The following is a 12,107-nucleotide window of genomic DNA, read 5'->3' as shown; positions in this document are numbered from 1 at the left end:
CGTCGGCGCCCGGGATGAGCGGCGCCGACTCCGCCCTTCCTCGGCTGCCCGCGATTACCGTGCCCCGAACATAGGCCCGCACCCGTCGTCCCGTCGCTCCGGCAAGCGCGGAAACTGTCCGCAAAACGCGGCGGATCGCGGCAGATGGCATCAGGCGGCCCGCAGTGTCTGCGAGGGCGACTCCCCGAACCGCTCCCGATAGCGCCGAGCGAACCGGCCGAGATGGGCGAACCCCCACTGGTAGGCCACGTCCGAGACGGTCGTCGTCCCCGGTGCCGAGGCCCGCAACTGGCCGCGGACCCGCTGCAGGCGCACCTCGTTGACGTACGCCATCGGCGACATACCGACGTGCCTGCGGAACGCTTCCTGCAGGGTACGCACACTGACCTGGGCGATCTCGGCGAGGCGGGCGGCGTCGTACGGCTCGGCGGGACGTTCCTGCACGACGTCCATGACCCGTTTGACGGAGGCCGGGCGCATCGGTGGCGGAGGGGCTGCCAGCTCCTCGCGACAGGAGTGGTCGGCCGCCAGCAACACGCCTTCGAGCAGGGTCTGTTCGAGGCGGCCGCGGATCAGCGGGCTGCGCAGCAGCCCGTGCGAGACGTCCCGCTCCAGCAGACTCCAGTGAGCCAGCCGAGCCCAGCTGCGGCCGGGCCCCCGGGTGACGTCGAAGCACGGTTCGAAGGACGGCGACCGCGGCACCGGTCTGCCCAGCAGCAGCTCCAGCTGATGGTGCACGGCCGCCTTGTCGATCTTCACGGTGAGGACGTGGCAGTCGGCGGACCAGGCGTCGACCCGGATGTCCCGCTCCGGATCGAAGAAGAGGGCGCGCCGGGTCGTGCCGAACACAGCGTCCCCTCGCCCCTGTTGGACGCTGCAGCAACCCTCCAGGGGAACACCCACGTGGTAGAAGCCAGGCTCGCCGAAACCCATCCGGATCTCCGTGCCGAAGCTGACGTCGCCCACCGTCAGCGCGCCGAGGTCGACGACGGTCATGTTGGTGGAGAAGTCCGCGGTCGCGCCCGCCACTTCGAGGCGCAGGTCGTAGTAGTGGGCCGCGATCGCGGCGCGGGACTCCTCCAGGGAGCGCGTCGTATAGAGGCTGAACTCGGCGACCCGGTCCTCTCCCACGGCTTCCACGGCTTCCATGGACAAGGCGTTGTCTCTCCGTCCCCTGCGCGGTGTTTTTTGTTCAGCATGGCACCGCGAGCGGCCGGGGAGGCCTTACTTTCTAGGGGGTTCTCACAGGCTTTTCCCAGGATTGAGGATCCCGTGAGGGTCGAACACCTCCTTGAGTCGCCGCTGCAGTCCATGGGCGGCGGGCCCGAGTTCCTCGGCGACCCACTGCCGCTTCAGCGTGCCCACCCCGTGCTCGCCGGTGATCGTCCCGCCGAGCCGCAGCGCCAGCGCGAAGATCTCGCCGGCCGCCTCCCACGCCGCGTCGGGCAGCCCGTCCAGCCGCGGGTCCACGACGATGATCGGGTGGAGGTTCCCGTCCGCCGCGTGCGCGATGGTGAACACGGGCACGTCATGGCGTGCGGAGATCGCCCGGATCTCGCGCGCCGCTTCCGCCAGCCGGGACCGCGGGACCACGATGTCCTCGATCAGCGGCCGGCCCAGCCGCTCCAGCGCGGGCAGCGCGAGGCGCCGGGCGGCCAGCAGCGCCTCGGCCTCGGCGGGATCCTGCGTCGTCTCCACGGTCGAGGCGAGGGGAGCGAGCAGCCGGGCGACCTCCGCCGCCTCGAGTGCCGCACCCGCGCCGTCGCACTGCACCACCAGCAGCGCGGCGCCCCGCTCCCGCAGCGCCGGATCGATCGCCTGCAGCACGGGCCCGTCGACGAGCTCCGCCAGCGCGGGCTCGACCCCGGCCCGGCTGATGGCGTACGACGCCTCGGCGGCCGCCTCGAAGGAGGGGAAGTACGCGGCGAGTGTGGCCGTGGCCACCGGGATCGGGCGGAGCCGCAGGGTCGCCGAGGTGATGACCGCGAGGGTGCCCTCCGAGCCGGTGAGGAGTGCGGTGAGGTCGTAGCCGGTGACGCCCTTGACCGTACGGCGGCCCGTGCGCACCACCGTGCCGTCGGCGAGGACCGCCTCCAGGCCCAGCACGCTGTCCCGGGTCACCCCGTACTTCGCGCACCGCAGCCCGCCCGCGTTGGTCGCGATGTTCCCGCCGATGGTGGACAGGGCCGCGCTCGCCGGATCCGGCGCGTACCGCAGACCGTGCGCGCCCGCCGCCCGGTCCAACTCGGCGGTGATCACGCCCGGTTCGACGACGGCGAGCTGGTCGTCGGCCGACAGGTCGAGGATGCGGTTCATCCCGGACAGGTCCAGCACCAGGGAGCCCTCGTCGGCCGTCGCCCCGCCCGACAGGCCGGTGCCCGCCCCGCGCGGCACGACCGGCACGCCCAGGGCGTCGGCGTGGCGGAGTGTGACGGTCACGTCCTCGGTGCGACGGGCGTGCACGACCGCGAGGGGTTCGCCGCCGGGCCGCGTGCCCGAGCGGTCGGTGGCGTGCGCGGCGAGTGTGGCCGGGTCGGTGGTCAGCCGGTCGGGCGGGAGATCGCGGGCGAGCAGGCCCAGGAACTGCGCGGACACGGTCGTTTCCGGTGCTGCTGTCACGGGTTCAACGCCTTCGTTCCGATCGCGAGCAGGGAGATGTCCTCCTGGGGCGCGTGCACGGGCGAGCACTGGATGTCCCGGAAGTGCCGCTCCAGCGGGTTGCCCCGGGACAGCCCCGGGTTGCCCAGCAGCCGTACGGCCAGCTCCACGGCCCGTACACCGTGCCGGTCGGCCAGGACGCGGGCGCCGAGGGCCTGTTCGGGGGTGTACTTCGGGTCCCGCGCGTCCACCCGGGCGGCACCGTCGAACACCAGCTGCTCGGCGGCGGCGAGCAGCACCTCGATCTCCCCGGCCGTGCGCCGGAAGCGTTCCGTACGGGCCACCGGGTGACCGAGGTTGGCGGGCACGCGCGCGTGGGCGAAGGTGTGGAAGAACGCCTGCGCGGCCCGGGCGACGCCCAAGTAGAGGGCGGCGAGCGGGAGATGGAGGGCAGCGCCCGCCCGGTTGTCCTGCTCGGCGGCCGGGCCGTGCGGGCCGATGCCGATGACGTACTCGTAGGGGATCTCCACATCCCGGAACGTCACGTCGTGGCTGCCGCTGGCCCGCAGCCCCAACTGGTCCCAGCGGCCCGTGATCTCGATGCCGGGCGAGCCGCCGGGCACCAGGAAGGTTCCCACGCGAGGCTCTGCCTCGTCCGTGGTCGCCCACACCAGGAACCAGTCGAGCCCGTCGGCACCCGTCACGAACCGCTTGGTGCCGCTGACGGACCAGCCGTCGGCAGTGCGCCGCGCCCGGGTGGCGGGCAGCCCGCCCCGCGCGGGGGAGCCCAGTTCGGGTTCCACGCGCGCGTGGTTGATGAGCACGGGCCGCGCGAACGACTCCTTGAGCACGCGCGCGTACAGCTCCTCCGGCCAGTGCGGCTCGGCGGCCTGCCGGGCGTGGGTGTTGAGGGTCATCGCCGCGATCAGGGCGACGGACGGGTCGCCCTGCCCCAGGGAGTGCAGGATGCGTGCGGTCTCCTCGACACCCGCGCCCCGGCCGCCGTACTGCTTCCCGATCGTGGCGGTGAGCAGGCCGGCCTCGTGGGCGATCCGCAGGGGCTCGGCGGGGAAGGCGCCCGATCGGTCGTAGCCGGCGGCCAGTTCCGCGATGCGGCCGGTCACCGCGCTTTCGGTCACAGCGCCTTCTTCAGCTCGGCGTTGAGGTCGGTGGTCCAGAACGACTTCACGTCCAAGTGCTCCTTCAGCGCCCCGAGTTCGGTGAACACGTCGGCGACCTTCTGCTGGGAGGCGATGGTGTCGTCGCCGACCGTGCGGGCCTCGGTCGGGCGCTGGGCCTGTGCGGCGACGAGGTCCTTCTTCGCCTGGGCGAGCGGCTGGTGGGTGGCGTCGGCGGTGACCTTGGCGAAGCCGTCCTCGTGTCCGTCGCGGACGTAGGCGTACGCCTTGGTGATCCGCGCGATCAGATCGGCGGCCGCCGCCTTCTGTGCCGGGCTGTCGAGGACGTTGTCCCGCGCCGACCAGAGGAAGTTGCCGGACAGGATGTCCTTGCCCGAGCCGACCGTCGTGGCGCCCTGCTGGTGGGCGGTGATGATCGAGGTGCCGTAGGAGGCGAAGGCATCGATGCTGCCGCCGTTCAGGGCGGCCAGCCCGTCGTTGGGCAGCAGCGGCTTGGCGTCGACGTCGGACCACTTCAGGCCCGCCTGCTTGAGGAGCTCGTACAGGAAGTAGTGGGCGGTGGTGTTCTGGACGTAGCCGACCTTCTTGCCCTTGAGGCCGGCGATGTCGGTCACCTTCGAGCCCTTGGGGACGACGACCTCCTGGTTCAATGTCGCGCCCTTCTGTACGGCGACGACCTTGAAGTTGGGGCTGCCGTCGGCGGCGGCGAAGATCGGCGGTATCTCGCTGGAGGAGGCGAGGTCGAGCGCTCCGGCGCGGATCGCCTGGAGCTGCTGGTCGCCGCCCTGGAAGAGACTCCACTTGACCTTGTACGGGGTGTCGTCGAGGTCGGCGTACTTGAGGATCGCCTCCTCGGTCTTCCAGCCGGTCGCGCCGACTCTGAGGGTGACGTCGGCCTGGGAGTCGGCTTCCGCGTCACCCCCGCAGGCCGCGGCGAACGGCAACAGCAGGGCGAGCAGGGCGGCGGACGAGCGCAGGGTACGGCGGAACAACACGGGGTCTCCATCAGGCGGCTTGGGCGGTGGTGGCGCGGTGGGCGAGCTCCTGCCGGACCAGCGGCAGAACGTGACGGGCGTAGTCGATGGCGTCGTTCAGCGGGTCGTAGCCGCGGATCGACAGCAGGTCGCAGCCGATGTCGACGTAGTCGAGCAGGGCCTTCGCGACCGTCTCGGGGGAGCCGACCAGGGCGGTCGAGGCGCCGGCGGCGTTGGTGGCGACCGCCGGGGCGGTCCACAGGCAGCGGTCGTGGACCTCGCCCCGCTCGGCGATGTCGAGCAGCCGTTGCGAGCCGACGTTCGCCGGGCGGCCCGTGGTGCGGTAGTGGCGGAGCAACTCGGTGTTCTGAGCCTGGTCCTTGAGCACGCCCAGCGTGCGGTGTGCCTTCTCCCACGCCAGTTCGTCGGTGGGCGCGATGATCGGGCGGAACGACACCCAGATACGGGGACGCGGGCGCCCGGCGGCATCCGCGACCGCGTTCACGGCGGCGATCTGCTCGGCCGTCTCCTTCAGCGGCTCGCCCCACAGACCGAAGATGTCGCCCTGCTGACCGCCGACCCGGTACGCGTCCTGCGAGGAGCCGCCGACGGAGATCGGCACGAGCCCGTTCACGGGCTTCACGTCCGAGTAATAGCCCTCGAACCTGAAGTACTTGCCCTCGTGCGACACCGGCCCGTCGGCCTGCCATACCTTCCGCAGGATCTGGATGTACTCGTCCGAACGCTCGTACCGCTCGGCCTTGTTGAGGTAGTCGCCCTCGCGGTGCTGCTCCTCGTCACTGCCGCCGGAGATGATGTGCAGCGCGAGCCGGCCGTCGCTGATCTGGTCCAGGGTCGCGAGAGCGCGGGCCGCGTGCGTGGGGAAGATGACGCCCGGCCGGTGCGCCAGGATCGGGCTGACGCGTTCGGTGTGGGTGGCGACGAACTGGGCGACCTGGAAGGCGTCCGGCGAGGCCGAGTGGTAGGCGACCAGAGTGTGATCGAAGCCGCCGTCGTCCAGCGCGCGGGCGTACTTGCGGAGATAGGCCGGGTCGAAGCCGGTGCGGCCGGCGGCGGCGGGACCCGAGGCCCCGGAGTCGGTGTGGACGGCGCTGATGAACTCGACAGGCATGGGCAACTCCTCTTCGGAAAAGGTCACTTGAGAAGAGACGTGTCGGACGACTTCGCCACGTCGACGTTCGGGTCCAGGACACCGATGCTGTTCATGAGGTCGGCCACGCCCTGGACGGTCGTGTCCACGTCGGAAGTGATCGGCAGGACCTTGCCGTACGCCGCCGAGGCCAGCGTCTTCGCCACGGAGGCGTCGGCGCCGTTGCGCTCGACGATGGCCTTGGCATAGGCGTCCTTGTGGGTGCTGGTCCACTTCAGGGCCGTACCGAGGCGCTTCAGGAAGTCGGCGAGCGCGGCCTTCTTCGAGGAGTCGGCGAGGGCCTTGTCGGAGGCGTTGATGAAGCCGAGGCCGCTGACCCGGCCGTCCCCGCCGTCCACGAGGAGCTTGCCGCCCTGCTCCAGGGCCACGGCCTGGTAGACGCCGAAGATCGCCCAGGTCTTGATCTTCCCGGAGGCGAACGCGGCCTGTGCGTCGGTCGGCAGCAGGTACTGCACCTTGACGTCCTTGTAGTTGAGCCCGTTCTGCTTGAGCACGTTGGCCAGCAGGTACTCCGAGACGCTGCCCTTGGCCGAGGAGACCACGACCTTCTGGCCCTTGAGGTCCTTGACGCTGTCGATGCCGGAGTCCTTGCGGACGACGATGCCGACGTGCGTGCCGTCGTTCTTCAGAGCGGCGACGTTCTTGATCTGCACGCCGCCGCTGAGTGCCTGCAGCGCCGGCAGGTCCGCGGAGTAGCCGGTGTCGGCGGCGCCCGCCTGCACGGCCTGGTAGAGCGGGGCAGCGCCCTCGAACTCGGCCCACTTCACCTTGTACTTGGCGCCCTTGAGGGCATCCGACGCGGCGACGATCGTCTGGAGGGTCTTCGCCTGGTCGCCGATGGTGAGCGTGACCTGTTTCGAGGAGGCGTCCGCCGAGGAGTCCGCGCCGCAGGCGGTCAGCGCCAGCAGGGAGGTCAGGCTCAGTGCGGCGGCTGCGATTCTGCGTATCACGACGGGGTTCCTTCCAGGGTGCGGGTCACGCCCAGCCAGTTCAGGAGGCGGGCGCGCAGGGTCACGAACTCGGGGGCCGTGAGATCGCGGGAGCGGGGCAGGTCGACGGTGAGCTCGTGGGCGATGCGGCCCTCGTCCATCACCAGGACGCGGTCGGCGAGCAGGAGCGCCTCCTCCACGTCATGGGTGACCAGGAGGATCGCGCAGCCGTGCCGCTGCCACAGTTCGGCGACCAGCTGCTGCACCTTGCCCCGGGTGAGGGCGTCCAGTGCGCCGAACGGCTCGTCCAGGAGCAGCAGTTCGGGCTCGCGCACCAGAGCGCGGGCCAGGGAGACGCGCTGGGCCTGGCCGCCGGAGAGCGTCTTGGGCCAGACGGTCGCGCGGTCCGCGATCCCGACCTCGTCGAGAGCTCGGAGAGCGAGCGCCTTGTCGGGTCGCCCGGGCAACCCGAGGACGACATTGCGCCACACCTTCAGCCAGGGCAGCAGTCGCGGCGACTGGAACGCGGCACTGCGCCGCGCGGGGACGGTGACCTCGCCGCCGATCTCCTCGTCCAGCCCGGCCAGGATCCGCAGCAGCGTCGACTTGCCGCAGCCGCTGTGCCCGAGCAGCGCCACGAACTCGCCCTCACGGATGTCGAGATCGAGCTCGTGCAGGACGGTGTGTCCGTCGAAGGCCCTCGAAAGCCCCCGTATTTCCACGCTGTTGGCCATGACGCTCACGCCTCGCCCTCGAAGTTGGCCCGCCAGGTCAGCAGGCGGCGCGAAAGGATCCGTACGGCGAAGTCGCAGGCGAGACCGAGCAGCGCGTACACGGCGAGGCAGAGCACGATGACGTCCGTGCGGAAGTACTGCTGGGCGTTGCTCATCAGATAGCCGAGCCCGGCGTCCGCGTTGATCTGCTCGGCGAAGACCAGGGCCAGCCAGGCGGTGGACAGCGCGTACCGGAGCCCCACGAGGGCGCCGGGCAGCGCGCTCGGCAGGATCACGTACTTGATGAGCCCGAGCCGGCCGAGCCCCATCATCCGTGCGGCTTCGACGAGTTGGGAGTCGGTGGAGCGGATGCCGCCGTAGATGTTGAAGTACAGCGGATACGTCACACCGAGCGCGACCAGCGCGATCTTCGGCGTCTCCTCGATGCCGAACCAGACGATGAACAGCGGGATCAGGCCCACCCAGGGGATCGCCCGGAACATGCCCATCGAGGAGTCGATGACGTCCTCGCCGAGCCGGAACAGCCCGGCCAGCAGGGACAGGCTCAGCGCGACGGTCGCCCCGATCAGAAAGCCGGTGGCGGCCCGGCGGCCCGACGCGGCGATGGCGCTGGGGAGTTCGCCGTTCTTGGTGAGCTCGACGGCCTGCTGGATGACGTCCACGGGAGAGGCCAGCACGGATTCCGGGAGGACGCCGGTGGCCGAGGTGAGGAACCACAGGAGGACGAGTCCCACGGGCCCCGCGGCCCGGCGAACGGAACGCGGGACGGAGAAGCGGCGGCCGGTCTTGGCGGTGCCGCGGATGGTGATGCGCGCGGGTGCCTGTTCGGTCGGAATCACCGCGTCCAGAGATGTCGTCGTCATGGCCGGCTTCCCTTCGCGGCAGGGCGGGACGGGTCTGTGGACCAGGCCGACCAGGAACCCGGGAAGAGCACCGCCTCGAACCCGGCGATCTCCAGCGCGGCGATCTGGTGGGCGGCGGTGACGCCGGAGCCGCAGTAGACGCCGATCCGTGCGGCTGATCCGGCACCCTTCTCCTCGAACCGCTTGCGCAGCAGGTCGGCCGACAGGAAGGTCCCGTCCGCCGTGAGGTTCTCGCCGGTCGGCGCGGAGACCGCCCCCGGGATGTGGCCCGCCCGGGGGTCGACCGGTTCCACCTCGCCGCGGTACCGCTCGGCGGCCCGCGCGTCCAACAGCAGTGCGAAGGCGGCGAGTTCGGCGGCGCCGTCGGCATCGGTGATCGGCAGTGCGCCTTCGCGCAGGACGACGTCGCCCGGCGGCGGGGCGTCGGGAAGCCCCGACTCCAGGGGCAGTCCGGCCGAACGCCAGGCACCGAGCGCACCGTCGAGCAGGGTCACCCGTTCCAGCCCCGCGTACCGCAGCAACCACCAGGCCCGCGCCGCGGCGGTGTTGCCCAAGTCGTCGTGGACGACGACGGGTTGGCCCTGCCGGAGTCCCCACCTGCGTGCCGCGTCCTGGAGCTCCGCGATCGCCGGCAGCGGGTGTCGGCCTCCCTCGGGGCTCGGCGGCGCGGCCAGTTCGGTGTCCAGGTCGACGTACACCGCGCCCGGGATGTGGCCCTCGGCGTAGTGCTCGCGGCCGTGCGGATCGCCCAGCGCCCAGCGGACGTCGAGCACGGCCGGGGGAGCGTCGGAGGCGAGCAGCTCACGGAGCTCCGCGACGGTGGTCGTGACGGTCATGCCCGCTCCTCGGCGATCGGCGTCAGCTCGGGGGACAGGCGCAGCCGCTCCAGGAAGAGCACGACCGTGGCGGCAGCGGTGCGGTGCAGGGCGTCGTTGAGGACGTCGTGCCGGCCGCCGTTGAAGAGCACCGTCGGCACCTCGCCGTAGGCGCGGAGAGCCTCGTCGACCGGACTGACCGCGTCGTCCTTGCCGTGCAGGGCCAGGACGGGGACATCCACGTCGGCCAGTTGGAGGTCGGGCAGAACGGCCAGCGCGTCCCGCCGGAAGTCCGGGTCGTTCGTCAGCCGCCCCTGATGCGTGGGGCAGCCGGTGCGGGCCTCGGCCTCGGCCTCCCAACTCCCGGACGTCCAGGGTGAGGTGGGCAGACCGGCCAGGATCAGGGCGTCGACACCCGCACCCCGCTCTGCGGCCAGCTGGGCGGCGTACAGCGCGCCCGTGTCCGAACCGACCAGCACCTTCGGGCCGGGCAGCGACTCGTCGGCGAGGAGCTTGGCGGCCTCGTCGAGCACGGTCGGGTCGGCGGACGGGTCGCCGAGGGCGCGGACCCGGTAGGCGTCGAAGGCGAGCCGACGGCCGAACCGCTCGTACACACCGCCGTGTTCGCCCCGCCCGGCCAGCACGATCAGCGTGCCGCGCGCGGCGAGGCCTTCGGGTTCGTCCCAGGCGAAGGATGAGGACATGAGGGGGCAACTCCCGTTTCGGGGCAGGGGGAATCCAGGGAAAAGGGCAGCGGAAAGCGGCTGTCACGTGTCAGCGAGCAGGAGGCTTACGCGACTCGGACTGCGAAGAGGGGGCCGGTGTGCGGCGGAGGATCAGCGACAGCGCGCGCTGCACGCCACGCCGAAGTCGATGACTCGGCGCTGCGTCAGAAGGGCAGCAGAAGCGGTCGCGTGCAACATGCGTTCATCATGACGGGCCGCGGCGGACCACGTCCAACGACGATTCCGCATCGAAACCGATCAGGGATCGCGATCGATCCCCTTCAGCGGCTACTGTCGCGGCATGCCCCAACCCGTCCTCGACATCGTGGCCCTGCGCAGCCTGACCGCGATAGCGGACTGCGGCGGCTTCCATCGCGCCGCCCAGGCGCTGACCCTGAGCCAGTCCGCGGTCAGCCAGCATGTGCGCAAACTGGAGAAGATCCTGGGGCGGCCCGTCGTCGAGCGTGAGGGGCGCGGCACCCGGTTCACCCCCGAGGGCCGCCTGCTGCTCGAGCAGGCCCGCCGGATCCTCGCCGTCCACGACGAGGCCGTACGCACGCTCCTCGGCGCGGACGGCGACATCGTGACCATCGGCTCCACCGAACACGCCGCCGACCAGTTCCTGCCCCGGCTGACCGCCGCCGTCCAGGAGGTGCGCCCCGGCTGCCGGGTCCGCTTCCGCATCGACCGCTCCGCCCGGCTCGTCGAGGCCGTGGAGCGCGGCAGCGTCGACGTCGCGGTGTACGTCACCGAGGCCGCCGCCACCGAGGGCACCCCCGTCGGCGGCCTCCCGCTCACCTGGCACGCCGTGCCCGGCTGGGTGCCGCCGACCGCCCCGGCGCCCGTGCCGCTGGTGGCCATCGAGGACCCGTGCGCGATCCGCCGCCGGGCCATCGCGACCCTGGCCGCACGTGGGGTGCCGGCCGCGGTCGTCGGCGACGCGGGATATCTCGCGGGCGTTCTGGACATCGCCCGCACGGGCCAGGGCGTGGCACTCCTCGCGGCGGTCGGCCCCGCCCCCGACGGGCTGACCCCGTACGGCGGCCTGCCCGGGGTCACCCCCATCCCGATGAGCGCCCTCGCCCGCCCCGGCGCGGACCCGGCGACGGTCGAGGCCGCGTTCACCGCCGTACGGGATCTGCTGCGCTGACGCCGATGAGGTCCTGAGCGGCCTTGGTGAGGGGCGCGTGGCTGTACCGATATGCGGCTCCGCCGCGGGGGCGCGACCAGCCCCCCACCGGGCCGCGGATTCGTCCCCGCGCTTCCGGCCGAGCGCCTAGGCCCCCAGCATGCGGGCCAGTACGTCGCGTTGCAGCGGCAGTACCTCGGCGTGCAGATCGCGGCCCTTCTGGGTGAGGGCGACCCACACACCCCGTCGGTCCTCCGCGCACACGGAGCGCTCGACCAGACCGTCCTTCTCCAGTCGGCCGATGAGCCGGGACAGCGCGCTCTGGCTGAGATGCACCCGTCCGACGAGGTTCTGGACCCGGCACAGGTCGCCCTCGGCGGGGGACTCCGCGGCCAGGATGTCGAGCACCTCGAAGTCGCTCGCGCCCAGCCCGTGCGGGTGCAGCACGCGGTCGATCTCGCACATCGTGCGCGCGTGCACCGACAGGATGTCCCGCCACCGTTCCTCGAGGCCGGCCTCGACCGTGTTCACTGCCATACCGGCACGGTAACACCGATCCGGCCATTCATTGAGTGTGCAATTAGTGCGCTTGCAAGTAGTGCGACGTTCCCGGAGGGCCCGCTCGCCCGGCCGGCGAGACGTCTAGGCGGTCGGATCCTGCGTCAGGCCGATCAGGTTGCCGTCCGCGTCCTTCACGAAGGCGATCAGCTTGCCGCCGCCGACGTCCTGGACGTCCTGGAGCGGTTCCGCACCGGCGGTCAGCAGGGCGTCGAGGGTCGACCTGATGTCGGTCACGGTCCAGTAGGGGACGGGACCGGTCATGCCCTTCGCGTGTCCGTTGGGGTCCAGGCCGACGTCCTGTCCCGAGTCCTTGAACCCGACGTAGTACGGCTCGTCGGCGTACGGCTCCACGCCCAGCAGGGCGCTGAACAGAGCCTTCGCCCGGGCGAGGTCCTTGACGGGGTAGATGATCGTGTTCAGGCCGGCGGTCATGGGGTGCTCCTCGGTGAGTCGGTGTCGACGGTTTTCG

13 protein-coding genes are annotated in these 12,107 nt (G+C 71.5%); 1 reads left to right on the top strand and 12 read right to left on the bottom strand.

Annotated features, from left to right (window positions below):
* Window positions 1-150 precede the first annotated feature (150 nt).
* The 10 genes from IG08_RS0121600 to IG08_RS0121555 all read right to left on the bottom strand — a co-directional run bounded on the left by IG08_RS0121600 (window position 151) and on the right by IG08_RS0121555 (window position 9,927).
* Window positions 151-1,149 (bottom strand): AraC family transcriptional regulator, encoded by a 999-nt coding sequence (locus tag IG08_RS0121600; protein WP_030604926.1) that lies wholly within the window; start codon window positions 1,147-1,149, stop codon window positions 151-153.
* Between the two features lie 93 nt (window positions 1,150-1,242).
* The gene (locus IG08_RS0121595) at window positions 1,243-2,619 is read right to left on the bottom strand and encodes an FAD-binding oxidoreductase (RefSeq protein WP_078655683.1); all 1,377 of its coding nucleotides are present in this window, start codon (window positions 2,617-2,619) and stop codon (window positions 1,243-1,245) included.
* Entirely contained in the window at window positions 2,616-3,737 is a 1,122-nt protein-coding gene (locus tag IG08_RS0121590; protein ID WP_234342931.1) for an acyl-CoA dehydrogenase family protein, read from the bottom strand. The genes IG08_RS0121595 and IG08_RS0121590 overlap by 4 nt, the downstream gene beginning before the upstream one ends.
* Complete coding sequence (locus IG08_RS0121585; protein ID WP_030604917.1) at window positions 3,734-4,732, bottom strand: ABC transporter substrate-binding protein; 999 nt, start codon at window positions 4,730-4,732, stop codon at window positions 3,734-3,736. Before IG08_RS0121585 ends, IG08_RS0121590 begins: the two co-directional genes overlap by 4 nt.
* A gap of 10 nt (window positions 4,733-4,742) precedes the next feature.
* On the bottom strand, window positions 4,743-5,843 hold the full coding sequence (locus IG08_RS0121580; RefSeq protein WP_030604913.1) for an LLM class flavin-dependent oxidoreductase: 1,101 nt from the start codon (window positions 5,841-5,843) through the stop codon (window positions 4,743-4,745).
* 23 nt (window positions 5,844-5,866) lie between these two features.
* Window positions 5,867-6,832, bottom strand: coding sequence for an ABC transporter substrate-binding protein (locus tag IG08_RS0121575; protein ID WP_030604910.1), 966 nt, complete (start codon window positions 6,830-6,832; stop codon window positions 5,867-5,869).
* Window positions 6,829-7,545, bottom strand: coding sequence for an ABC transporter ATP-binding protein (locus IG08_RS0121570; RefSeq protein WP_030604906.1), 717 nt, complete (start codon window positions 7,543-7,545; stop codon window positions 6,829-6,831). Before IG08_RS0121570 ends, IG08_RS0121575 begins: the two co-directional genes overlap by 4 nt.
* A gap of 5 nt (window positions 7,546-7,550) precedes the next feature.
* On the bottom strand, window positions 7,551-8,408 hold the full coding sequence (locus IG08_RS0121565; RefSeq protein WP_030604904.1) for an ABC transporter permease: 858 nt from the start codon (window positions 8,406-8,408) through the stop codon (window positions 7,551-7,553).
* Window positions 8,405-9,244 (bottom strand): sulfurtransferase, encoded by an 840-nt coding sequence (locus IG08_RS0121560; RefSeq protein ID WP_030604903.1) that lies wholly within the window; start codon window positions 9,242-9,244, stop codon window positions 8,405-8,407. The genes IG08_RS0121565 and IG08_RS0121560 overlap by 4 nt, the downstream gene beginning before the upstream one ends.
* Window positions 9,241-9,927 (bottom strand): alpha/beta hydrolase, encoded by a 687-nt coding sequence (locus tag IG08_RS0121555; RefSeq protein WP_043454835.1) that lies wholly within the window; start codon window positions 9,925-9,927, stop codon window positions 9,241-9,243. The genes IG08_RS0121560 and IG08_RS0121555 overlap by 4 nt, the downstream gene beginning before the upstream one ends.
* A gap of 322 nt (window positions 9,928-10,249) precedes the next feature.
* Between IG08_RS0121555 and IG08_RS0121550 the strand changes: the two genes are divergently transcribed.
* Window positions 10,250-11,098, top strand: coding sequence for a LysR family transcriptional regulator (locus IG08_RS0121550; RefSeq protein WP_030604897.1), 849 nt, complete (start codon window positions 10,250-10,252; stop codon window positions 11,096-11,098).
* A 126-nt stretch (window positions 11,099-11,224) separates the two neighbouring features.
* Here IG08_RS0121550 and IG08_RS0121545 read toward each other — a convergent pair whose 3' ends face one another.
* Window positions 11,225-11,614 (bottom strand): MarR family winged helix-turn-helix transcriptional regulator, encoded by a 390-nt coding sequence (locus tag IG08_RS0121545; RefSeq protein ID WP_030604895.1) that lies wholly within the window; start codon window positions 11,612-11,614, stop codon window positions 11,225-11,227.
* Window positions 11,615-11,719: 105 nt separating this feature from the next.
* Window positions 11,720-12,070, bottom strand: a complete 351-nt coding sequence (locus tag IG08_RS0121540; protein ID WP_030604893.1) for a VOC family protein — start codon at window positions 12,068-12,070, stop codon at window positions 11,720-11,722.
* Window positions 12,071-12,107: the final 37 nt, after the last annotated feature.

It is taken from the genome of Streptomyces fulvoviolaceus (assembly GCF_000718165.1).
GTDB lineage: Bacteria > Actinomycetota > Actinomycetes > Streptomycetales > Streptomycetaceae > Streptomyces > Streptomyces fulvoviolaceus.
The sequence above is the reverse complement of the archived record's forward strand: the minus strand, read 5'-3'. Positions and strand labels throughout refer to the sequence as shown.